The 21,148-nt window shown below is 66.3% G+C and carries 21 protein-coding genes; 19 read left to right on the forward strand and 2 right to left on the reverse strand.

The annotated features are described in order from the left end of the window. Nucleotides 1-37: 37 nt before the first annotated feature. The 8 genes from DIE16_RS24310 (at nucleotide 38) to DIE16_RS24345 (ending at nucleotide 6,915) form a co-directional block, all read left to right on the forward strand. Entirely contained in the window at nucleotides 38-364 is a 327-nt protein-coding gene (locus DIE16_RS24310) for a YbaB/EbfC family nucleoid-associated protein (protein ID WP_006755698.1), read from the forward strand. A 31-nt stretch (nucleotides 365-395) separates the two neighbouring features. Then, nucleotides 396-992 carry a recombination mediator RecR gene (recR, locus tag DIE16_RS24315; RefSeq protein ID WP_044847271.1) on the forward strand — a complete coding sequence of 199 codons (597 nt, stop codon included), beginning with the start codon at nucleotides 396-398 and terminating at the stop codon, nucleotides 990-992. A gap of 48 nt (nucleotides 993-1,040) precedes the next feature. Next, nucleotides 1,041-2,246 carry a CaiB/BaiF CoA-transferase family protein gene (locus DIE16_RS24320; protein WP_124520219.1) on the forward strand — a complete coding sequence of 402 codons (1,206 nt, stop codon included), beginning with the start codon at nucleotides 1,041-1,043 and terminating at the stop codon, nucleotides 2,244-2,246. A gap of 217 nt (nucleotides 2,247-2,463) precedes the next feature. Further along, a complete protein-coding gene (gene surE, locus DIE16_RS24325; protein WP_124486298.1) occupies nucleotides 2,464-3,225 on the forward strand; it encodes a 5'/3'-nucleotidase SurE in 762 nt (253 codons plus the stop codon). Next, nucleotides 3,222-4,151, forward strand: a complete 930-nt coding sequence (locus tag DIE16_RS24330) for a protein-L-isoaspartate(D-aspartate) O-methyltransferase (RefSeq protein ID WP_044848975.1) — start codon at nucleotides 3,222-3,224, stop codon at nucleotides 4,149-4,151. The genes surE and DIE16_RS24330 overlap by 4 nt, the downstream gene beginning before the upstream one ends. 5 nt (nucleotides 4,152-4,156) lie before the next feature. Beyond that, a complete protein-coding gene (locus DIE16_RS24335; RefSeq protein WP_044848976.1) occupies nucleotides 4,157-5,038 on the forward strand; it encodes a peptidoglycan DD-metalloendopeptidase family protein in 882 nt (293 codons plus the stop codon). Nucleotides 5,039-5,049: 11 nt separating this feature from the next. Continuing rightward, a complete protein-coding gene (rpoS, locus tag DIE16_RS24340) occupies nucleotides 5,050-6,135 on the forward strand; it encodes an RNA polymerase sigma factor RpoS (RefSeq protein WP_040144287.1) in 1,086 nt (361 codons plus the stop codon). A gap of 3 nt (nucleotides 6,136-6,138) precedes the next feature. Further along, nucleotides 6,139-6,915, forward strand: a complete 777-nt coding sequence (locus DIE16_RS24345; protein WP_044848977.1) for a 3'-5' exonuclease — start codon at nucleotides 6,139-6,141, stop codon at nucleotides 6,913-6,915. Between the two features lie 27 nt (nucleotides 6,916-6,942). On the opposite strand, the gene DIE16_RS24350 is transcribed toward DIE16_RS24345, so the two are convergent. Continuing rightward, nucleotides 6,943-7,803, reverse strand: coding sequence for an endonuclease/exonuclease/phosphatase family protein (locus tag DIE16_RS24350; protein WP_124570110.1), 861 nt, complete (start codon nucleotides 7,801-7,803; stop codon nucleotides 6,943-6,945). Nucleotides 7,804-8,031: 228 nt separating this feature from the next. Between DIE16_RS24350 and rlmD the strand changes: the two genes are divergently transcribed. Next, entirely contained in the window at nucleotides 8,032-9,429 is a 1,398-nt protein-coding gene (gene rlmD / locus DIE16_RS24355; protein ID WP_082088767.1) for a 23S rRNA (uracil(1939)-C(5))-methyltransferase RlmD, read from the forward strand. A 62-nt stretch (nucleotides 9,430-9,491) separates the two neighbouring features. Here the strand turns inward: rlmD and DIE16_RS24360 are convergent, their stop codons facing one another. Beyond that, nucleotides 9,492-10,190: a Bax inhibitor-1/YccA family protein gene (locus tag DIE16_RS24360; RefSeq protein WP_124893560.1), complete on the reverse strand. Its 699-nt coding sequence runs from the start codon at nucleotides 10,188-10,190 to the stop codon at nucleotides 9,492-9,494. Between the two features lie 250 nt (nucleotides 10,191-10,440). On the opposite strand from DIE16_RS24360, the gene ndk reads away from it, so the two are divergent. The 10 genes from ndk (at nucleotide 10,441) to hflX (ending at nucleotide 21,102) form a co-directional block, all read left to right on the forward strand. Then, nucleotides 10,441-10,866: a nucleoside-diphosphate kinase gene (ndk, locus tag DIE16_RS24365; protein ID WP_006478674.1), complete on the forward strand. Its 426-nt coding sequence runs from the start codon at nucleotides 10,441-10,443 to the stop codon at nucleotides 10,864-10,866. A 55-nt stretch (nucleotides 10,867-10,921) separates the two neighbouring features. Further along, nucleotides 10,922-12,061, forward strand: a complete 1,140-nt coding sequence (gene rlmN / locus DIE16_RS24370; protein WP_044848980.1) for a 23S rRNA (adenine(2503)-C(2))-methyltransferase RlmN — start codon at nucleotides 10,922-10,924, stop codon at nucleotides 12,059-12,061. A gap of 163 nt (nucleotides 12,062-12,224) precedes the next feature. Beyond that, the gene (locus tag DIE16_RS24375; protein WP_124486301.1) at nucleotides 12,225-13,244 is read left to right on the forward strand and encodes a helix-turn-helix domain-containing protein; all 1,020 of its coding nucleotides are present in this window, start codon (nucleotides 12,225-12,227) and stop codon (nucleotides 13,242-13,244) included. 106 nt (nucleotides 13,245-13,350) lie between these two features. After that, on the forward strand, nucleotides 13,351-14,655 hold the full coding sequence (gene ispG, locus DIE16_RS24380; RefSeq protein WP_027787235.1) for a flavodoxin-dependent (E)-4-hydroxy-3-methylbut-2-enyl-diphosphate synthase: 1,305 nt from the start codon (nucleotides 13,351-13,353) through the stop codon (nucleotides 14,653-14,655). Between the two features lie 21 nt (nucleotides 14,656-14,676). Next, nucleotides 14,677-16,017, forward strand: a complete 1,341-nt coding sequence (hisS, locus tag DIE16_RS24385; RefSeq protein ID WP_044848982.1) for a histidine--tRNA ligase — start codon at nucleotides 14,677-14,679, stop codon at nucleotides 16,015-16,017. 55 nt (nucleotides 16,018-16,072) lie between these two features. Then, entirely contained in the window at nucleotides 16,073-16,702 is a 630-nt protein-coding gene (locus tag DIE16_RS24390; protein WP_044848983.1) for a tetratricopeptide repeat protein, read from the forward strand. A 40-nt stretch (nucleotides 16,703-16,742) separates the two neighbouring features. Further along, nucleotides 16,743-17,888: an outer membrane protein assembly factor BamB gene (gene bamB / locus DIE16_RS24395; protein WP_124486302.1), complete on the forward strand. Its 1,146-nt coding sequence runs from the start codon at nucleotides 16,743-16,745 to the stop codon at nucleotides 17,886-17,888. A gap of 247 nt (nucleotides 17,889-18,135) precedes the next feature. Continuing rightward, the gene (der, locus tag DIE16_RS24405) at nucleotides 18,136-19,473 is read left to right on the forward strand and encodes a ribosome biogenesis GTPase Der (protein ID WP_044848985.1); all 1,338 of its coding nucleotides are present in this window, start codon (nucleotides 18,136-18,138) and stop codon (nucleotides 19,471-19,473) included. A gap of 141 nt (nucleotides 19,474-19,614) precedes the next feature. Beyond that, the gene (hfq, locus tag DIE16_RS24410) at nucleotides 19,615-19,854 is read left to right on the forward strand and encodes an RNA chaperone Hfq (protein ID WP_006399927.1); all 240 of its coding nucleotides are present in this window, start codon (nucleotides 19,615-19,617) and stop codon (nucleotides 19,852-19,854) included. Nucleotides 19,855-19,926: 72 nt separating this feature from the next. Continuing rightward, nucleotides 19,927-21,102, forward strand: coding sequence for a GTPase HflX (hflX, locus tag DIE16_RS24415; protein ID WP_185500398.1), 1,176 nt, complete (start codon nucleotides 19,927-19,929; stop codon nucleotides 21,100-21,102). The last annotated feature ends 46 nt before the right edge of the window (nucleotides 21,103-21,148 follow it).

A 21,148-nucleotide genomic window follows, 5' to 3' on the forward strand; every position in this document is an offset into this window, starting at 1 on the left:
CGTGCCGGTTTTCACACGATCAAGAAGGAGTATTCCCATGTTGAAAGGCAACCTCGCCGGACTGATGAAGCAAGCGCAGCAAATGCAGGAAAACATGAAGAAGATGCAGGAGCAGCTTGCGCAGATCGAAGTCGAAGGGCAGTCGGGTGCCGGCCTCGTCAAGGTGACGATGACCTGCCGCAACGAAGTGCGTCGCGTGGCGATCGACCCGAGCCTGCTGGCGGACGACAAGGACATGCTCGAGGATCTGGTCGCGGCCGCGTTCAACGATGCGGTGCGCAAGGCCGAAGCGACGTCGCAGGAAAAGATGAGCGGCATGACGTCGGGCCTGCCGCTGCCCCCGGGTTTCAAGCTGCCGTTCTGAGCGCAGCCTCCGTTCAGCTTTCAGCCGCCGTATGAAACAGCCGTCCGCCCTGTCCGCGCTCGTCGAAGCGTTGCGCGTATTGCCCGGCGTCGGGCCGAAATCCGCGCAACGCATGGCGTACCACCTGATGCAGCACGATCGGGAGGGCGCGGAACGGCTCGGCCGGTCGTTGCTGTTCGCGACCGAGCACCTGCAGCACTGCGAGAAGTGCAATACCTTCACGGAGGCGCAGATCTGCGAGGTGTGCAGCGACGAGGAGCGTGATCCGACGCTGCTGTGCGTCGTCGAGACGCCGGCCGACCAGATCATGCTCGAGCAGACGATGACGTACCGCGGGCTGTATTTCGTGCTGATGGGGCGGCTGAGCCCGCTCGACGGGATCGGCCCGAAGGAAATCCATTTCGACCGCCTCGTGCGGCGTGCGTCCGACGGTGTCGTCAAGGAGGTCGTGCTCGCGACCAACTTCACGAACGAGGGCGAAGCCACCGCGCACTACCTCGGCCAGACGCTGAAGGCGCGCGGGCTCGCGGTCACGCGCCTCGCGCGCGGCGTGCCGGTGGGCGGCGAACTCGAATACGTCGACGCGGGCACCATCGCCCGCGCGATGCTCGACCGCCGCACGATGTAAGCCGGGCGCCGCCGGCCGGCGGCGCCGTTCCTCATGCCAGGGAGACACATGAGCACCAGCCAGGGCCCGCTCGCGGGCGTCAAAGTGCTCGAATTCGGGACGCTGATCGCGGGGCCGTTCGCGTCGCGCCTCTTTGCCGAATTCGGCGCGGAAGTGATCAAGATCGAGGATCCGAACGGCGGCGACCCGTTGCGCAAGTGGCGCAAGCTGCATCCGGAGCAGGGCGGCACGTCGCTGTGGTGGTCGGTCCAGGCACGCAACAAGAAATCGGTCACCCTCAACCTGAAATCCGATGCCGGCAAGACGATCGCGCGGCAACTCGCGCGCGAGGCCGACATCGTGATCGAAAACTTCCGCCCGGGCCTGCTCGAGAAGCTCGGGCTCGGCTACGACGTGCTGTCGGCTGACAACCCCGGGCTCGTGATGGTGCGCCTGTCCGGTTACGGGCAGACCGGCCCGTACCGCGACCGGCCCGGCTTCGGCGCGATCGCCGAATCGATGGGTGGCTTGCGCCACATCACCGGCTATCCCGATTTGCCGCCGCCGCGCATCGGCATCTCGATCGGCGACTCGATCGCCGCGCTGCACGGCGTGATCGGTGCGATGATGGCGCTCCACCACCGCAACGTGAACGGCGGTGCGGGGCAGGTGGTCGACGTTGCGCTGTACGAGGCGGTGTTCAACATGATGGAAAGCGTGGTGCCCGAGTACGGCGTGTACGGGATGGTGCGCGAGCGCACCGGCGCGTCGCTGCCGGGCATCGTGCCGTCGAACACCTACGCGTGTCGCGACGGCAGCATCGTGATCGGCGGCAACAGCGACCCGATCTTCAAGCGGCTGATGAAGGCGATCGAACGCGACGACCTCGCCGACGATCCCGCGCTCGCTCGCAACGACGGCCGCGTGCCGCGCACGCAGGAGATCGACGACGCGATCGCCGCTTGGCTCGCGCCGCGCACGATCGACGACGCGCTGGCGGTGCTCAACGCGGCCGACGTGCCGGCCGGGCGCATCTACAGCGCCGCCGACATGTTCACCGATCCGCAGTTCATCGCGCGGCAGATGATCCAGCGTTTCAAGCTGGCCGACGGCACCGACATTCCGCTGCCGAACATCACGCCGAAGCTGTCCGGCACGCCGGGCGAAACACGCTGGCTCGGGCCGGAACTCGGCGAGCATACGGACGAGGTGCTGCACAGTCTCGGCTACGACGCGCAGGCGATCGCCGCGCTGCGCGAGGCCGGCGCGATCTGAGCGCCGCGCACTCGGCGCTGCGCGTCAGGTTTGCCGAACGGGCATCTCGTCACGGCGGCCCTTCGAGGGGAAAACCCGGGCGGCACCGCGTTTTCCCGAACCTGCAAACGCCGCCGCGCGATGCGACGGCGCACCGCGCGCGCGTCGTGCGTGCGGGCCTGTCCGCACCCGCCGGACTGTCGCTCTCGCGCCATCTTTCCTCGGTTACAATCGCCGGATGCGAATCCTACTCAGCAACGACGACGGCTATCTCGCCCCCGGTCTCGCCGCGCTCAGCGACGCGCTGCAGCCGCTTGCCGACCTCACGGTGATCGCGCCCGAGCAGAATTGCAGCGGCGCGTCGAATTCCCTGACGCTGTCGCGGCCGCTGTCGGTGCAGCGCGCGACGAATACGGGTTTCTTCTACGTGAACGGCACACCGACCGATTCGGTGCACGTCGCGCTGACCGGGATGGCCGACGCGCGGCCCGACCTCGTCGTGTCCGGGATCAACAACGGCCAGAACATGGGCGAAGACACGCTCTATTCAGGGACAGTTGCGGCCGCCACCGAAGGCATCATGTTCGGCGTGCCGGCCATCGCGTTTTCGCTGGCCGACAAGGGCTGGGCGCATCTGGCGGATGCGGCGCGCGTCGCCGCGGAAATCGTCGAGCACTTTCTCGCGCATCCGCTGCCCGGTCAGCCGCTGCTGAACGTCAATATTCCGAATTTGCCGTACGACGAACTGAAAGGCTGGCAGGTCACGCGCCTCGGCAAGCGTCACCCGTCCCAGCCGGTGATTCGCCAGACCGACCCGCGCGGCGAGCCGGTCTACTGGATCGGCGCCGCGGGTGCGGCGCTGGACGCGAGCGAAGGCACCGATTTCCACGCCGTCGCAAACGGTTTCGTCTCGATCACGCCGCTGCAGCTCGATCTCACGCATACGCAAATGCTGCCTGCAACGCGCGAATGGGCGCGCGCAGGAGGGCGGGCTTCATGAGCGGCGAGCGCGCGAAGCGGTTCCCGCTCGCGCTCGAAGATCTCAAGCGAGCGCCACGCAAATCGGAGGGCCGGGCCGGTGAACGCCATGCGGCGAGCGCGGTGCCGAAGGCCGTCGACAAGCCCGCTGCCGTGCTGAAGCCGGTGGCGGTGAAGGCGGGCGTCGCCCGCACGGTGCCCGGTGCGGCCGCCGCGAAGCCGGCGAGCGCACCGAAGCCGACCGCGCTGAAGCCCGCGATGCCGAAGCCGGCGGCGCCGAGCGTCGCGCCGGCCGGTGCATTCGCGTTGACGTCGGAACGTGTGCGCGAGCGCATGGTCGAACGCCTGCGCGCGAACGGCGTGACCGACGCGCGCGTGCTGGATGCGATGGCCGCGGTGCCGCGCCACCTGTTCGTGGATCCCGGGCTCGCGACGCAGGCGTACGAGGATGCCGCGTTGCCGATCGGCCACCAGCAAACGATTTCAAAGCCGTCGGTCGTCGCGCGCATGATCGAGCTCGCGATGGCCGGCCGCACGCTCGAGCGCGTCCTCGAGATCGGCACCGGTTGCGGCTACCAGGCCGCGGTGCTGAGTCACGTGGCACGCGACGTGTATTCGATTGAACGCATCAAGCCGCTCTACGAGCGCGCGAAGCTGAACCTGCGGCCGCTGCGCGTGCCGAACATCCGTCTGCATTACGGCGACGGGCGTGTCGGCCTGCCGTCCGCGGGCCCGTTCGACGCGATCGTGATCGCGGCGGCGGGGCTCGACGTGCCGCAGGCGCTGCTCGAGCAGCTCGCGATCGGCGGGCGGCTCGTCGCGCCGGTCGGCGCGCAGAGCGGGCAGCCCCAGGTGCTCACGCTCGTCGAGCGCGTCGCGCACGCGCAATGGCGGGAGTCCCGGCTTGATCGCGTTTTCTTTGTCCCTTTAAAATCCGGAGTGATTTGAAACCGATGAGTATGTTGCGCGCGATGCAAAACAACCGAACCAGGGAACCGCTCACGTTCGCCCAGCGCGCGATCTGTGTGGCTGCGTTCTCCACGCTGCTGGCCGCCTGTGCGACGCGGCTCGACAACGCGCCCGTCGTCGACCGCTCCGGATCGCTCGGCACGACCGCCGCCGCGCAGCCGGCAGTGCCGCTCGGCCCGCCGCCGCCCGGCTTCTACCGTGTGAAACCGGGCGATACGCTGTACCGGATCGCGCTCGAGAACGGGCAGAACTATCGCGACATCGCCACCTGGAACAACCTGGCGAACCCGAATCAGATCGAAGTCGACCAGCTGCTGCGTGTCGCGCCGCCGGGCGGTGCCGCGCTTGCCGGCTCGCCGGCTGCCGCACCGATCACCGGCGCCGCCGTCGCGACCGCGCCGCTCAGCAGCGGTCCCGCGACGCCGGCCGCGGGCTCGTCGTCCGCGAGCACGCCGCCGGCTGCCGCCGCATCGAGCGACACGGCAGCCGCGCCGAGCGGCCCCGTGACGTTCGCATGGCCCGTGCGCGGTCCGGTGCTGAACGGTTTCGACGACGCGAAGAACAAGGGCGTCAATATCGGCGGCACGTCCGGCGAGGCCGTGAAGGCGGCGGCCGACGGCCGCGTCGTCTACTCGGGCAACGGCCTGCGTGGCTATGGCAACCTCATTATCATCAAACACGATGCAACTTACCTCACGGCGTATGCACACAATCGCGCTTTGATGGTAAAAGAGGGGGACGCGGTAACGAAGGGGCAGAAGATCGCCGAGATGGGTAATAGCGATGCCGACCGCGTGATGCTGCATTTCGAGGTTCGCCGGCAGGGTAAACCTGTCGATCCGCTGAAGTATTTGCCGCCTCAATAACCGAGACGACCATGCCGAAATCGAAGCGCCACGAGCCGCAAGCCGAATCTGAGAAGATCAGTCGTGCCACGCAAGCATCGGTGGAGCGAGCTGGCGCTTCGACGGACGACGAAGACGACGTCGCGGAAAACGAACGTGATCTCGAGGCACGCGACGCCGAAGCGGACGGCGACGACGAGCACGAAGGCCGGGCGGAAGCCGCGCCCGACGTCGACGATTTCCGCGCATTGCTGCAGGCCGAACTCACGGCCGACACGATCCAGCATTACCTGAACCGTATCAGCGTGAAGCCGCTCCTGACCGTCGAGGAGGAGCAGCGCTATTCGCGTCTTGCGAAGGCCGGCGAATTCGAGGCGCGGCAGGTGATGATCGAGCGCAACCTGCGTCTCGTCGTCAGTATCGCGAAGGGTTACCTGAACCGCGGCGTGCCGCTGCTCGACCTGATCGAGGAGGGCAACCTCGGCCTGATGCACGCGATCGAGAAATTCGATCCGACGCGTGGCTTTCGGTTCTCGACCTACGCGACGTGGTGGATCCGGCAGAGCATCGAACGGGCGATCATGAACCAGGCTCGCACCGTGCGTCTGCCCGTGCACGTGATCCGCGAACTGAACCAGGTGCTGCGCGCGAAGCGCCACCTCGAAAAGAATTCGATGTCGACGGGCGAGGCGGCCGAGCGCCGTGAAGCCAGCATCGACGACATCGCCTATCTCACCGGCAAGACCGCCGAGGAAGTCACCGACATCCTCGCGCTCAACGAGCACACCGCGTCGCTCGACGCGCCGCTCGATCTCGATCCCGCGAGCAGCCTGCTCGATCTGCTGCCCGACGACCAGAGCCAGTCGCCCGACGCGGAGGTGCAGCACCGCGAACTCGAGACGCTCACGCGCGCATGGCTGTCGCGGCTGTCCGACAAGCATCGGCACGTGATCGAGCGCCGCTTCGGCCTGAACCACATCGAACCGGCCACGCTCGAGGAGCTGGCCGACGAGATGGGGCTCACGCGCGAGCGCGTGCGGCAAATCCAGCAGGAAGCGCTGGTGCGCCTCAAGCGGTTCTTCGCCTCCAATGGCGTGCGCAAGGACGCCGTTCTGTAACTGATGACACCGATTCTCGTTTTTGACATCGAGACCATTCCCGATGTCGACGGCATTCGCCGTCTTGAAGACCTGCCCGCGACGCTGGACGATGCCGCGGTGGCCGAACATGCGTTCGCCGCGCGCCGCGAGAAGACCGGCAGCGATTTCCTGCCGCATCACCTGCAGCGCATCGCGGCGATCTCCTGCGTGTTCCGCGACAACAACGGTTTCCGCGTTCGGTCGCTGGGCACGCCGCAGGACAATGAGGCGACGCTGGTCCAGTCGTTCTATCGCGTGATCGAGAAATACACGCCGCAGCTCGTGTCGTGGAACGGCGGCGGCTTCGATCTGCCGGTGCTCCATTACCGAGCGCTCGTACACGGGATCCCCGCGACGCGCTACTGGGATCTGGGCGAGGACGACCGCGAGTTCAAGTGGAACAACTACATCTCGCGTTATCACTCGCGGCACACCGACCTGATGGACGTGCTCGCGATGTATCAGGCGCGCGCGAATGCGCCGCTCGACGCGCTCGCGAAGCTGTGCGGCTTCCCGGGCAAGCTCGGAATGGACGGTAGCCAGGTGTGGCCGGCGTTCCAGGATGGCCGGATCGAGGAAATCCGCAACTATTGCGAAACCGACGTCGTCAATACCTACCTGCTGTATTGCCGGTTCCAGCTGATGCGCGGCGGCCTGACGCCGAGCGAATATGCGGACGAGATCCTGCTCGTGAAGAATTCGCTCGCGCAGGAGCCCGCGTCGCACTGGGCCGAATACCTGGCCGGTTTCGACGCGTGACGCGGGCGGCCCGCATGGCGGCCGCGATCAATTTCGATCGAGTTCGAGCACGACCGGCTGGTGATCCGATTCGCGCGCGTCGCCGTCGATTTCGCAGCGCGTGACGTGCGGCAGCAGCGTATCGGTCACGAACACGAAGTCGCATGCGAGCGGCCCGTCGGACCATTGCGCAGTGTCGTAGACGCCGGCGGTCGGCGGCGGCGTGCGGCCCGGGTGCCGGGCGATCCACGCATCGACGAACGACGGTGCGTCGGCGATCGGCTCGAGCATGCGCCGGTACGCGTCGCTGCCGAACGCGCTGTTGAAGTCGCCGCAGAGGATGGCATCACGCGGTTGGCCGGTCTCGCTGAACGGCCCCGTGGCATTTTCGGCCGGCGCAGGCTGGTCGGCATGCGCACACGCTTCGCGGTGCCGGGCGCGCAATGCGTCGACCTGCGCGAGTCGCTGGCGCGCCGAATAGAATTCCAGATGCGTCGTGACGACCCGCAGCCGACCCGACGGTAACACCAGTTCGACGTCGAGCGCGACGCGCGGCATGGAAGGCGCGTCGGCGTCTGCCGGCCACGGCAGCAATTGGCGCAGCACGCGCGCGATCGGCAGCCGGGTCGCGACCGCATTGCCGAACTGGCGGCGCGGTGCGCCGGGTTCGAGCGGCGGCAGGTCGGCGCCGACCGCTTCGACGATCGTATAACCGGGCAGCAACGCCGCCAGTTCGGCGAACTGGTCGGGGCCGGGCTGGCCGGGCAGTGCGCCGAAACCGCGCGTGACTTCCTGCAGGCACAGCACGTCGAAGTCGCCGAGCCGGCGAGCGGCGGCGATCGTGCGCGGCAGGTCGACGACGCCGTCCGCGTCCCGACCCCATTGGATGTTCCAGTCGATCAGTCGCATGGTCGATTCTCCCGAGTCTCCTGAGTCTGTTGTGAGCAGAACGTGTGCCGCCGGCTGAGCTCGCGAGAGGCCGCGCATGCGGGCCGGCGGCGGGCTGCCTGCAGGTCGTTCCCGCATGACGTGGCGCGGCAGAGGCGTCAGTATTGACGCTTGCGCCACGAAAGCGGGCGACGCGGGCTTTCGTCGTCTACAATCTCGCCTTCTTCAACGTTTTGTCAGGAAAAGCTGGTGTCCGAAGCCGTCCCCACTTCTGCGCGCAAATCGAAAAATGCGCCCGTCGCGCCCGGGCCTGCCCCGGTTCTCGAGATCGAATCGCTCGACATGGAAGCGCGCGGTGTCGGCCGCACGGCGACCGAGGACGGCACGCCGGGCAAGGTCATCTTCGTCGAGGGTGCGCTGCCCGGCGAGCGCGTGACCTATTCGAGCTACCGTCGCAAGCCGAGCTACGAGCAGGCGACCGTTGTCGACATTCTGCGCCCGAGCGTGCTGCGCACGGAGCCGAAATGCAAATTCTTCGGCACCTGCGGCGGCTGCTCGATGCAGCACCTCGACATGCGCGCGCAGGTCGCGATCAAGCAGCGCGTGCTCGAGGACAACCTGTGGCACCTGTCGAAGCTGCGCGCCGAGACGATGTTCGCGCCGATCCACGGCCCGTCGTGGGGCTACCGGTACCGTGCGCGCCTGACCGTGCGCAACGTCGCGAAGAAGGGCGGCGTGCTGGTCGGGTTCCATGAAAAGAAGAGCAGCTATGTCGCCGACATGACGAGCTGCGAAGTGCTGCCGCCGCACGTGTCGGCGATGCTCGTGCCGCTGCGCCGGCTGGTCGAGGGGCTGTCGATCCGTGACCGGATGCCGCAGATCGAGCTCGCGGTCGGTTCGCAAGTCACGGCACTGGTGCTGCGCGTGCTGGAGCCGATCAATGCGGACGACGAAGCGCTGCTGCGCGCGTTCGCCGACGAGCACAAGGTGCAGTTCTGGCTGCAGCCGAAGGGCCCGGACACGGTGACGCCGTTCTATCCGCTCGACGTGCCGCTCGACTATACGCTGCCGGAGTTCGGCATCCGCATGCCGTTCAAGCCCACCGACTTCACGCAGGTCAACCATCAGATCAACCGCGTGCTGGTGGGTCGCGCGCTGCGCCTGCTCGCGCCGTCGCGCGACGATCGCGTGCTCGACCTGTTCTGCGGGATCGGCAACTTCACGCTGCCGCTCGCGCGGCTGTCGCGCGAGGTGATGGGCATCGAAGGCAGCGAGACGTTGACGACTCGCGCGCTCGCGAATGCGCGCGAGAACGGCGTCGACGGCCATACGACGTTCGCGTGCCGGAACCTGTTCGAGGTGACGGGCGACGACCTGCGTGCGCTCGGCGCCTTCGACAAGTTCCTGATCGACCCGCCGCGCGAAGGCGCGCTCGCGGTGTCGAAGGCGCTGGCCGAAATCGCGCAGAGCGGCGAAGGCCCGCTGCCGAAGCGCATCGTCTACGTGTCGTGCAACCCGTCGACGCTCGCGCGCGACGCAGGCCTACTCGTGCACGAGGCCGGCTACCGGCTGAAGGGCGCCGGCGTCGTGAACATGTTCCCGAATACGTCGCACGTCGAATCGATCGCGCTGTTCGAGCGCGACTGAGCGGGCGGCGGACGTAAAAAAACCGGCCCGAGGGCCGGTTTTTTCATCGGGTACGGCGAACGTCAGTTGCGGTTGCCGCCGAAGATGCCGAGCAGCGCGAGCAGGTTCGTGAACACGTTGTACAGGTCGAGGTAGATCGCGAGCGTGGCCGAGATGTAGTTCGTCTCGCCGCCGTTCACGACACGCTGGATGTCGAACAGCATGTAGGCCGAGAAGATCGCGATCGCGAGCACCGACACGGTGAGCATCAGCGCCGGCAGTTGCAGGAAGATGTTCGCGACCGACGCCAGCAGGATCACGATCACGCCCATGAACAGCCATTTGCCGAGCCCGGAGAAGTCGCGCTTGCTGACCGTGGCGATCGTCGCCATCGCGGCGAAGATGATGCCGGTGCCGCCGAACGCGAGCATGATCAGCGACGGGCCGTTCGAGAAGCCGAGGATGAAGCTCAGCAGGCGCGACAGCATCAGGCCCATGAAGAACGTGAAGCCGAGCAGCACGAACACGCCGGCCGCGCTGTTTTTCGTCCGCTCGATCGCGAACATGAAGCCGAACGCGATTGCGAAGAACGCGAGCAGGCTCATCATCGGGCTCGTGGCCGCGAACAGCGAGAATCCCGTCGCGACGCCGACCCATGCCCCCAGCACCGTCGGCACCATCGACAGCGCGAGCAGCCAGTACGTGTTCCGCAGCACGCGATTGCGAACCTCCGCGGTGCTGACGGAGCCGCCGCGGCCGAAATTGTACGGATAGTCGTTCATGGTTTCTCCTAACATTGAACGCATGGGCGTCCGGGGCCGGTTCGGCGCGCGCGGTGTGCGGCGCAGCAAACCGGAGCAGCTATGGCTAAGATACGTTCCGTGCCGCGAGGTTTCAATGCCGGGCGGCGCAAAAAACATATGGATTTGGAACCTTTCACTCGTGTAAGGGTTCAATCGCAATGATACACGGGATCGTGCTACAATAGCGGATTCATTTGAACCTGTAACTTCTTAATTTCTTGGAGTTTTTATGGCAATCGAGCGCACCCTGTCGATCATCAAGCCGGATGCGGTGGCAAAGAACGTGATCGGCCAGATCTACAGCCGTTTCGAAGGCGCCGGCCTGAAGATCGTCGCATCGCGCATGGCACACCTGTCGCGTGCGGACGCAGAGAAGTTCTACGCAGTTCACGCAGCACGTCCGTTCTTCAAGGACCTCGTCGATTTCATGATCTCGGGCCCGGTGATGATCCAGGTTCTGGAAGGTGAAGGCGCGATCCTGAAGAACCGCGACCTGATGGGCGCGACGGATCCGAAGAAGGCGGAAAAGGGCACGATCCGCGCCGACTTCGCCGACAGCATCGACGCGAACGCCGTGCACGGCTCGGACGCTGCCGAAACGGCCGCGGTCGAAATCGCGTTCTTCTTCCCGGAAATGAACGTCTACTCGCGCTAAGCCCAGGCTGGCAACAGGTAGGCAGGATTCAGCGCACGCGGCAAGGCAGCACATCATGACGAGCGAAACTTCCGTCAATCTTCTCGACTTCGATGCCGAAGGTCTTGTCGCGTACTGCGGCAGCCTCGGCGAGAAGCCGTTCCGCGCCAAGCAGTTGCAGCGCTGGATCCATCAGTACAACGCCGGCGATTTCGACGGCATGACCGATCTCGCGAAGTCCCTGAGAGAAAAGCTCAAGGGCCGCGCGTCGATCGTGATGCCCGATATCGTCAGCGATCACGTTTCCACCGACGGCACGCGCAAGTGGCTGATCGACGTCGGAAACGGCAATGCGGTCGAAACCGTTTTCATCCCGGAAGAGACGCGCGGCACGCTGTGCGTGTCGTCGCAGGCCGGGTGCGCGGTCAACTGCCGCTTCTGCTCGACGGGCAAGCAGGGCTTCTCCCGCAACCTGTCGACAGCCGAAATCATCGGTCAGCTCCGGATGGCCGAGTTTGCGCTGCGTGCGTCGCTGGGTCGCGCACCCGGTCCGAACGGCAAGGCCGAACGGGTCGTCACCAACGTGGTGATGATGGGCATGGGCGAGCCGCTGCTGAATTACAGCGCGGTCGTGCCCGCGATGCGGCTGATGCTCGACGACAACGCGTACGGCCTGTCGCGCCGCCGCGTCACGTTGTCGACGTCCGGCGTGGTGCCGATGATGGACCGCCTCGGCGCCGAATTGCCGGTCGCGCTCGCCGTTTCGCTGCACGCGCCGAACGATGCGCTGCGCGACGAACTGGTGCCGCTCAACAAGAAGCATCCGCTTCGCGAGCTGATGGCCGCGTGCCAGCGCTATCTGAAAGTCGCACCGCGCGACTTCATTACTTTCGAATACTGCATGCTCGACGGCGTCAACGACACCGAAGCGCATGCGCGCGAACTGCTGGCCGTCACGCGTGACGTGCCCTGCAAGTTCAACCTGATCCCGTTCAATCCGTTTCCGGAATCGGGCCTCATCCGCTCGAAGCCGGAGCAGATCAAGCGCTTTGCACAGGTCCTCATCGACGCGGGTGTCGTCACGACCGTGCGCAAGACGCGCGGCGACGACATCGACGCCGCGTGCGGCCAGCTGGCCGGCGCCGTGAAGGACCGCACGCGCCTGGCGGAGCGAACGGGCGCAGCAGCAAAAATCATCGAAGTTCGGGCGATCTGACGGGGACGCCTGGTCGGGGCCGCATGGGTGCGGATGCCTGGACTTCTTGCGGTACAACACGCGAATAGCGATCGGTCGCGGCGCCTCGGCGCCGCGCATGATATGGACAGTTGCGGGAGCCGGCGGCGCCCGCCAGTGAAGAAGAATCGACGCGAGGACAAGGATGAGTGAGCCGCAGCCGACCAACGGCGCAGAGACGAATGCCGCGAAGCCGGCACCGGCGGGGCTTGAAACGCTGGCGGCCGTCGGCAGCCGGCTGGCGCAGCTCCGGGAGGCGAAGGGCTGGACGGTCGACGACGTGTCGGCGCGGCTCAAGGTCGCTCCGCAGAAGCTGCGTGCGCTCGAGGCTGGCGACATCAGCCATTTGCCCGGCGTGACGTTCGCGCTCGGCGTCGTGCGCAGCTACGCGAAGATGCTCGGCGTCGATCCGGAGCCGTTCGCCCATGCATTGCGCCGCGAGCGTGGCGTGCAGGAAGTCGATCTGTCGATGCCCGCGTCGTCGGGGACGGATCTGCCGCGCGGCCGCGTGTCGATTCCGCTTGGCGGGTCGTCGCACCATCATCCGTGGCTGTGGGGGACGGCGATCGTCGTCGTCGCGGTGATCGCGGTACTCATGTGGCACACTGGCGGCGATTCGTCGAGCTGGCTCGCGCGCTTCAAGGGCGGCGGTACCGAACACGCGTCGGCGGCCAGCGCGCCGGCGGCGTCTTCCGTCGAAGCGGCAGCCGCGGGCGGCGCGTCGGCGGCAGCCGTCAACGAAGCCCCGGCGCAGGTTGCGGCATCCGCCGTGGCGCCGCAGGCCGTTGCGTCGGCTGCTCCGGCTCCGGCCTCGGCCCCGACGGCCGCCGTGCCCGCGTCGCAACCGGTCGTCGCGCCGGCCGCGGCGAGCAGCGCGGCCGTGCCGGCCCAGCCCGCGAGCGTCGTGGTCGCGGCAGGCCAGTCGATGGTCGAACTGAAGGTCAAGCAGGATTGCTGGTTCAGCGTGCGCGACAAGAGCGGCAAGGAACTGTTCTCGGCGCTGGTGCGGGCCGGCGAGACGAAGCAGGTCGCCGGCGACGGTCCGTTCAAGGTCACGATCGGCAACAAGGCAGGCCTTGATACGGTCGCGTTCGACGGAAAGCCGGTCGATCCGGCAAAATATTCGGCAGCGCGGGGTAACGTGGCGCGGTTCACGCTGCCCTGACGTCAAGCGCCGTGGCGCAGGCCTGTCCCGGACAGGCTGCGAGGGCACGGCGCTTTTTCAATTCATGCGCCGCCTCGCGGCGCATTCCGCGTAAATGGATCTATCGATGCAATCCGAAGCTCAATCCCCACGCAGCAGTCAGATTTGTTCAACCGAGCCGGTGTTCGGCGGGCATCAGCCGCGTCGCGTGTCGCATGCGGTGGATGTTCGTTGGGGCGGGCAGCTCGTGACGATCGGCGGTGATGCGCCGGTGCGCGTGCAGTCGATGACGAATACCGACACGGCCGACGCGATCGGCACGGCGATCCAGATCAAGGAACTTGCGAACGCGGGCTCCGAACTGGTGCGCATCACGGTCAATACGCCGGAGGCCGCGGCCGCCGTGCCGGCGATCCGCGAGCAGCTCGACCGGATGGGCGTGACCGTCCCGCTCGTCGGCGATTTCCACTACAACGGCCACCTGCTGCTGCGCGACTACCCGGGCTGCGCGGAGTCGCTGTCGAAGTACCGGATCAACCCGGGCAACGTCGGCCAGGGCGCGAAGCGCGACACGCAGTTCGCGCAGATGATCGAAGCCGCGGCGAAGTACGACAAGCCGGTGCGGATCGGCGTGAACTGGGGCAGCCTCGACCAGGACCTGCTCGCGCGCATGATGGACGAGAACGGCGCGCGCTCGCAGCCGTGGGATGCGCAGAGCGTGATGTACGAAGCGCTGATCCAGTCGGCGATCGGCTCGGCCGAGCGCGCGGTCGAGCTGGGCCTCGGCCGCGATCGCATCGTGCTGTCGTGCAAGGTCAGCGGCGTGCAGGACCTGATCGCCGTGTACCGCGAACTCGGCCGCCGCTGCGGCTTCGCGCTGCATCTCGGGCTGACCGAGGCCGGCATGGGCTCGAAGGGCATCGTCGCGTCGACGGCCGCGCTCGGCGTGCTGCTGCAGGAAGGGATCGGCGACACGATCCGCATTTCGCTGACGCCGGAACCGGGCGCGTCGCGCACCGGCGAAGTGATCGTCGGCCAGGAAATCCTGCAGACGATGGGCCTGCGCTCGTTCGCGCCGATGGTGATCGCATGCCCGGGCTGCGGCCGCACCACGAGTACGCTGTTCCAGGAACTCGCGATGCAGATCCAGACCTACCTGCGCGAGCAGATGCCGGTCTGGCGCAAGGAATATCCGGGTGTCGAGAAGATGAACGTCGCGGTGATGGGCTGCATCGTCAACGGCCCGGGCGAATCGAAGCACGCGAACATCGGCATCAGCCTGCCGGGTTCGGGCGAGAACCCGGCCGCGCCCGTCTTCATCGACGGCGAGAAGGTCAAGACGCTGCGCGGCGAGCGGATCGCCGAGGAATTCCAGCAGATCGTCAGCGACTACGTCGCACGCAATTACGGCCGTACCGAGGCCCTGAACTAAATTCGTCCACACACACGAACGATGACTGAACAGAAACGCAAGATCGAGAAGCTCACCGGCGTCAAGGGCATGAACGACATCCTCCCGCAGGATGCCGGCCTCTGGGAGTTCTTCGAAGCTACCGTGAAATCGCTGCTGCGCGCGTACGGCTACCAGAACATCCGCACGCCGATCGTCGAACACACGCAGCTCTTCACGCGCGGCATCGGCGAAGTCACGGACATCGTCGAGAAGGAGATGTACAGCTTCACCGATGCGCTGAACGGCGAGAACCTGACGATGCGCCCGGAGAACACCGCGGCGGTCGTGCGCGCGTCGATCGAGCACAACATGCTGTACGACGGCCCGAAGCGCCTGTGGTACATCGGCCCGATGTTCCGTCATGAGCGTCCGCAGCGCGGTCGCTACCGCCAGTTCCACCAGGTCGGCGTCGAGGCGCTCGGCTTCGCGGGCCCGGATGCGGATGCCGAGATCATCATGATGTGCCAGCGCCTGTGGGACGACCTCGGCCTGACCGGCATCAAGCTCGAGATCAACTCGCTCGGCCTCGCCGAAGAGCGTGCCGCGCACCGCGTCGAACTGATCAAGTATCTCGAGCAGTTCGCCGACGTGCTGGATGAGGACGCGAAGCGTCGCCTGTATACGAACCCGCTGCGCGTGCTCGACACGAAGAACCCGGCGCTGCAGGAAATCGCGCAGAACGCGCCGAAGCTGATCGACTTCCTCGGCGACGAGTCGCGTGCCCACTTCGAAGGGCTGCAGCGCCTGCTGCTCGCGAACAACATCCCGTTCAAGATCAACCCGCGTCTCGTTCGCGGCCTCGACTACTACAACCTGACCGTGTTCGAGTGGGTGACCGACAAGCTCGGCGCGCAGGGCACGGTCGCGGCCGGCGGCCGCTACGATCCGCTGATCGAGCAGCTCGGCGGCAAGCCGACCGCCGCGTGCGGCTGGGCGATGGGCATCGAGCGCATTCTCGAACTGCTGAAGGAAGAGGATCTCGCGCCCGAGCAGGAAGGTGTCGACGTGTACGTGGTGCACCAGGGCGAGACGGCGCGCGAACAGGCGTTCATCGCGGCCGAGCGTCTGCGCGATACGGGCCTCGACGTGATTTTCCACTGCAGCGCCGACGGCGGCCCGGCAAGCTTCAAGTCGCAGATGAAGCGGGCCGATGCGAGCGGTGCCGCGTTCGCGGTGATCTTCGGCGAAGAAGAGGTCGCGAACGGCACGGTGGGCGTGAAAGCGCTGCGCGGCGCGGGCGAGGACGGGGAAAAGAACGTTCAGCAGACCGTACCGGTCGAAAGCTTGACCGAATTCCTAATCAATGCGATGGTTGCATCCGCCGAAGACGGCGACGACTGATCGCGCTGGCATTCGCTCGACAAGAAAAGCCTGAAATGGAAGGAATCGCTCGCCGATGAGTTATCACGACGAACAAGAATCGATTGAAAGTCTGAAGGCGTGGTGGGCCCGCTGGGGTAACCTCACGACGTGGATCGTGCTCGCGGCGCTGGTCGTCGCGGCCGGTTTCAACGGCTGGAATTACTGGCAGCGCCGTCAGGCCGCCGAGGCTTCCGGGTTGTACGAGCAGGTCCAGAAGGCCGCTGCCGCGAACGACAAGGCGACGATGGCCCGTGCGGCCGCCGACATGGAAGACAAGTTCGGCAGCACGCCGTATGCGCAGATGACCGCGCTCACGGCCGCGAAGACGTTGTACGCGGCCGGCGACGCCGCCGGCGCGAAGGCGCAGCTGCAATGGGCCGCCGATCACGCCAAGGACGACGAGTACAAGCAGATCGCGAAGCTGCGTCTCGCGTCGCTGCTGCTCGACGAGAAGGCGTACGACGCGGGCCTCGCGCTGCTGTCCGGCACGCCGGTGGATGCATTCAAGGGCCTCGTGGCCGATCGCCGCGGCGATCTGCTCGCGGCGCAAGGCAAGACCGACGATGCGCGCGCCGCGTACAAGCTCGCGCTCGCCGGCCTGTCGCAGGACGACCAGTCCGCGCGCCAGCTCGTGCAGTTCAAGCTCGATGCGCTCGGCGGCTGATCGCGGCCCCCTCAACCTCTTAACTCTGCTTCGCTAACCGATGAATTTGCTGAAACGTTACGCTGTGCCCGTAGCCTGCGCGGCGGCTGTCCTGGCATTGGCGGCCTGCTCGTCGTCGAAGGACGTGCGCCGCGTGCCGACGCCGCTCACCGAGTTCAAGCCCGTCTTGGACGTGCAACAGGTCTGGAAGGCGAGCGTCGGCAAGGGCGGGCGCTACCTGTTCTCGCCGGTGGCCGTGGGCGACGCCGTCTACGCGGCGGGCGAGAACGGTTCGGTCGAGAAGATCGACGCGAAGACGGGCCAGACGCTGTGGCGCTCGAAGGTCGGTTCGGACCTGTCGGCCGGGGTCGGCAGCGACGGCAACCTGACTGCCGTCGGCGCGCTCAAGGGCGGTGTGTTCGTCCTCGGCCCGGACGGCAAGCAGCTGTGGAAGACGAGCGTGCAGGGCGAGATCTTCTCGCCGCCGCTGGTCGGCAACGGCCTCGTGATCGTGCGCACGATCGACGGTCAGGTGATCGCGTTCAACGGGCAGACGGGCGAGCAGAAGTGGAACTACCGCAACCGCGCGGTGCCGCTGAACCTGCGCGTGTCGGCCGGCATGACGTTCGCGGGCGATGCGGCCGTGCTCGCGGGCTTCCCCGGCGGCGGTCTGGTCGCGATCAACCTGCAGACGGGCGAGCCGTTCTGGCAGACGCCCGTGTCGTTCCCGAAGGGCGTGACCGAAGTCGAGCGCATCAACGACGTCAGCGGTCCGCCGACGCTCGTGGGTGCCCAGGCGTGCGCGGTCACGTTCCAGGGCCAGCTCGGCTGCTTCGACGCGAACTCGGGCCGTCCGCTGTGGGAAAAGGCGTTCTCGAGCCGCAGCGGTCTCGCGCAGGACGATTCGGTCGTCGCCGGCGGCGACGACTGGTCGGTCGTGACGGCCTACGACGCGGCGAGCGGCAACCCGCTCTGGCGCAACGACAAGCTGAAGAGCCGCGACGTCGGCGTGCCGTACCTGCTCGGCCATGCGGTCGTGATGGGCGACTACAAGGGCTTCGTGCACTTCCTGTCGCGCGAGGACGGCAGCTTCATCGCCCGGATGAAGACGGACGGCAGCGCGATTACCGCGGCGCCGGTCCTGGCGGGCAATACGCTCGTCGTGCAGACCAAGGACGGTGGCCTGTACGGATTCCGTCCGCGCTGACGCGCACGCAACAAGCGCAATCGCGGCGCGGCGGGCCTGTCCCGCGCGCTGCGGTCGCGCGACATGAAGGCGGCCGGTGTCCCCGGCCGCTCGGTATTTGAAAGGCAGTTCGCAACGAAAGACGACGGCGCGCACCGCGCGCCCGGCGCGCGCATCCGGCGCGGCGCGAATTCGTGATATTTTCATTCAGCGCAGCCGCCCGCAGCAGCGGGCCTCCCGCTGCTGCGCATCACCGTAGAAAACACAGATGAAACCGGTCATTGCCCTCGTTGGGCGCCCCAATGTGGGGAAATCCACGCTGTTCAACCGGCTCACGCGCTCGCGCGATGCGCTGGTCGCCGACTTGCCGGGCCTGACGCGCGATCGCCATTACGGCGAAGGGCGCGTCGGCGCACGGCCGTACCTGGTCGTCGATACCGGCGGCTTCGAGCCCGTCGCGAAGGACGGCATCCTGCACGAGATGGCGCGCCAGACGCGGCAGGCCGTCGAGGAAGCCGACGTCGTCGTGTTCATCGTCGACGGTCGTAACGGGCTCGCGCCGCAGGACAAGTCGATCGCCGACTATCTGCGCAAGACCGGCCGGCCGATCTTCCTGGTCGTCAACAAGGCCGAGGGGATGAAGTACACGGCGGTCGCGACCGACTTCTACGAGCTCGGCCTCGGCGATCCGCGCGCGATCTCGGCCGCGCACGGCGACGGCGTGACCGACATGATCAACGAGGCGCTGGAAGTCGCGTACGCGGGCCAGCCCGAGGAAGCGGACGAGGACGACCCGTCGCGCGGCATCAAGATCGCGATCGTCGGCCGCCCGAACGTCGGCAAGTCGACGCTCGTGAACGCGCTGATCGGCGAGGACCGTGTGATCGCGTTCGACATGCCGGGCACGACGCGCGATTCGATCTACGTCGACTTCGAGCGTAACGGCAAGAAATACACGCTGATCGATACCGCGGGCCTGCGACGCCGCGGCAAGGTGTTCGAGGCGATCGAGAAGTTCTCGGTCGTGAAGACGCTGCAGTCGATCTCCGACGCGAACGTCGTCATTCTTCTGCTGGATGCGCAGCAGGACATTTCCGACCAGGACGCGCACATCGCCGGCTTCGTCGTCGAGCAGGGCCGCGCGCTCGTGATCGGCGTCAACAAGTGGGACGGTCTCGACGACCACGCGCGCGATCGCGCGAAAGCGGATTTGACCCGCAAGCTGAAATTCCTCGACTTCGCGAAGTCGCACTACATTTCGGCCGCGAAGAAGACCGGCATCGGCGCGCTGATGCGTTCGGTCGACGACGCGTACGCGGCGGCGATGGCGAAGCTGCCGACGCCGAAGCTCACGCGCGCGCTGATCGAGGCCGTCGAGTTCCAGCAGCCGCGTCGTCGCGGCCCGGTGCGTCCGAAGCTGCGCTACGCGCACCAGGGCGGCCAGAATCCGCCGCTGATCGTCATCCACGGCAACGCGCTCGACGCGGTGACGGAAACCTACAAGCGTTACCTCGAAAACCGATTCCGCGAAACTTTCTCACTGACCGGGACTCCATTGCGCATAGAGTTCCGTTCGTCGAACAACCCGTACGCGGACAAGGGCTGAAGCAGGTCCTGCAAGGGATAGGCCGCATGGCCTACGCCCGGGCGGGGCAGGCAAAATCAGCTATAGTGTAGCGATTGGCGCCGGATCTCTTTTTCTTCGTCGCCAATCCAGATCAACCTGCAAAAAAAGATGGAGTACGCCATGAGCAACAAAGGGCAATTGTTACAAGACCCGTTTTTGAACGCACTGCGCAAAGAGCACGTTCCCGTTTCGATCTATCTCGTCAACGGCATCAAGCTGCAAGGGAACATTGAATCGTTCGACCAGTACGTCGTGTTGCTCCGTAATACGGTGACCCAGATGGTCTACAAGCACGCCATCTCGACGGTCGTGCCGGCGCGCCCGGTGAATTTCCACCCGGACGCGGAAGCCTCGTCCTAACCCATCGCAGCGGCCGGCATCCGGTCGCCGCGAGCGACCGATGCCAGCCGCCTTATCTTGACACCCGATAATTTGATCAACGCAGCGCTCGTCGGCATCGACTTCGGCAAGACCGATTTCGAAGCCAGTCTCGAAGAACTCAGTCTTCTCGCCTCCAGTGCGGGGGCCCGTCCCGCCGTCACCCTCACAGGTCGTCGCGCCAGCCCCGATGCCAAGATGTTCATCGGCAGCGGCAAAGCCGAAGAATTGCGGCTTGCCTGCGACGCGCACAACGTCGAAATCGTCATCTTCAACCACGCACTGGCACCGGCCCAGCAACGCAATCTGGAGCAGGCGCTTAACAGGCGGGTGGTCGATCGCACGAGCCTCATCCTCGACATCTTCGCGCAGCGCGCCCGCAGTCACGAAGGCAAGCTGCAGGTCGAGCTCGCGCAGTTGCAATACCTGTCGACCCGGCTGATTCGCGCGTGGACCCACCTGGAGCGGCAAAAGGGCGGTATCGGCCTGCGCGGCCCCGGCGAAACCCAGCTCGAAACCGACCGCCGGCTGATCGGCGAGCGCATCAAGATGCTGAAGTCGCGGCTCGACCGGCTGCGCCGGCAGCACAGCACGCAGCGTCGCCAGCGCGCACGCAGCGGCACGATGTCGGTGTCGCTCGTCGGCTATACGAACGCGGGCAAGTCGACGCTGTTCAATGCGCTGACGAAAGCGCAGGCTTATGCGGCCGACCAGCTGTTCGCCACGCTCGATACGACGTCGCGACGCGTGTACCTCGGCGACGAGGCTGGTCAGATCGTCGTGTCCGATACGGTCGGATTCATTCGCGAACTGCCTCACCAGCTGGTTGCAGCGTTCCGCGCGACCCTCGAGGAAACGATTCATGCGGATCTGCTGCTGCACGTGGTCGACGCATCGAGCGCGGTGCGGCTCGAACAGATCGAGCAGGTGAACGGCGTGCTGCACGAGATCGGCGCGGACACGATCCGGCAGGTGCTGGTGTTCAACAAGATCGATGCGGTGCCTGAGCTGGCGGCCCGCGGCGACGCGGTCGAGCGGGACGAGTATGGTAATATTTCGCGCGTCTTTTTGAGCGCACGCACCGGTCAGGGTCTTGACGCGTTGCGTGCCGCCATCGCCGAGATCGCCTCCGCGGAACACCTTACCGGCGCGACGTTACCCAACGTCGCGCTCGACGGCGCACCCGCTGAACCGCACGAAGACCACACGATTTCCGAACACGGGCGCTAACCGGTCCCGGCCGGTTCGCCGGCGTCTAATCTGGTGAACAAACTCT

The organism is Burkholderia sp. Bp9090 (genome assembly GCF_003857985.1).
GTDB lineage: Bacteria > Pseudomonadota > Gammaproteobacteria > Burkholderiales > Burkholderiaceae > Burkholderia.

Coding starts and splice junctions, on each gene's coding strand:
- DIE16_RS24310 (WP_006755698.1), top strand. CDS start 38: ATGTTGAAAGGCAACCTCGCCGGACTGATGAAGCAAGCGCAGCAAATG.
- recR (WP_044847271.1), top strand. CDS start 396: ATGAAACAGCCGTCCGCCCTGTCCGCGCTCGTCGAAGCGTTGCGCGTA.
- DIE16_RS24320 (WP_124520219.1), top strand. CDS start 1,041: ATGAGCACCAGCCAGGGCCCGCTCGCGGGCGTCAAAGTGCTCGAATTC.
- surE (WP_124486298.1), top strand. CDS start 2,464: ATGCGAATCCTACTCAGCAACGACGACGGCTATCTCGCCCCCGGTCTC.
- DIE16_RS24330 (WP_044848975.1), top strand. CDS start 3,222: ATGAGCGGCGAGCGCGCGAAGCGGTTCCCGCTCGCGCTCGAAGATCTC.
- DIE16_RS24335 (WP_044848976.1), top strand. CDS start 4,157: ATGAGTATGTTGCGCGCGATGCAAAACAACCGAACCAGGGAACCGCTC.
- rpoS (WP_040144287.1), top strand. CDS start 5,050: ATGCCGAAATCGAAGCGCCACGAGCCGCAAGCCGAATCTGAGAAGATC.
- DIE16_RS24345 (WP_044848977.1), top strand. CDS start 6,139: ATGACACCGATTCTCGTTTTTGACATCGAGACCATTCCCGATGTCGAC.
- DIE16_RS24350 (WP_124570110.1), bottom strand. CDS start 7,803: ATGCGACTGATCGACTGGAACATCCAATGGGGTCGGGACGCGGACGGC.
- DIE16_RS24360 (WP_124893560.1), bottom strand. CDS start 10,190: ATGAACGACTATCCGTACAATTTCGGCCGCGGCGGCTCCGTCAGCACC.
- ndk (WP_006478674.1), top strand. CDS start 10,441: ATGGCAATCGAGCGCACCCTGTCGATCATCAAGCCGGATGCGGTGGCA.
- rlmN (WP_044848980.1), top strand. CDS start 10,922: ATGACGAGCGAAACTTCCGTCAATCTTCTCGACTTCGATGCCGAAGGT.
- DIE16_RS24375 (WP_124486301.1), top strand. CDS start 12,225: ATGAGTGAGCCGCAGCCGACCAACGGCGCAGAGACGAATGCCGCGAAG.
- ispG (WP_027787235.1), top strand. CDS start 13,351: ATGCAATCCGAAGCTCAATCCCCACGCAGCAGTCAGATTTGTTCAACC.
- hisS (WP_044848982.1), top strand. CDS start 14,677: ATGACTGAACAGAAACGCAAGATCGAGAAGCTCACCGGCGTCAAGGGC.
- DIE16_RS24390 (WP_044848983.1), top strand. CDS start 16,073: ATGAGTTATCACGACGAACAAGAATCGATTGAAAGTCTGAAGGCGTGG.
- bamB (WP_124486302.1), top strand. CDS start 16,743: ATGAATTTGCTGAAACGTTACGCTGTGCCCGTAGCCTGCGCGGCGGCT.
- der (WP_044848985.1), top strand. CDS start 18,136: ATGAAACCGGTCATTGCCCTCGTTGGGCGCCCCAATGTGGGGAAATCC.
- hfq (WP_006399927.1), top strand. CDS start 19,615: ATGAGCAACAAAGGGCAATTGTTACAAGACCCGTTTTTGAACGCACTG.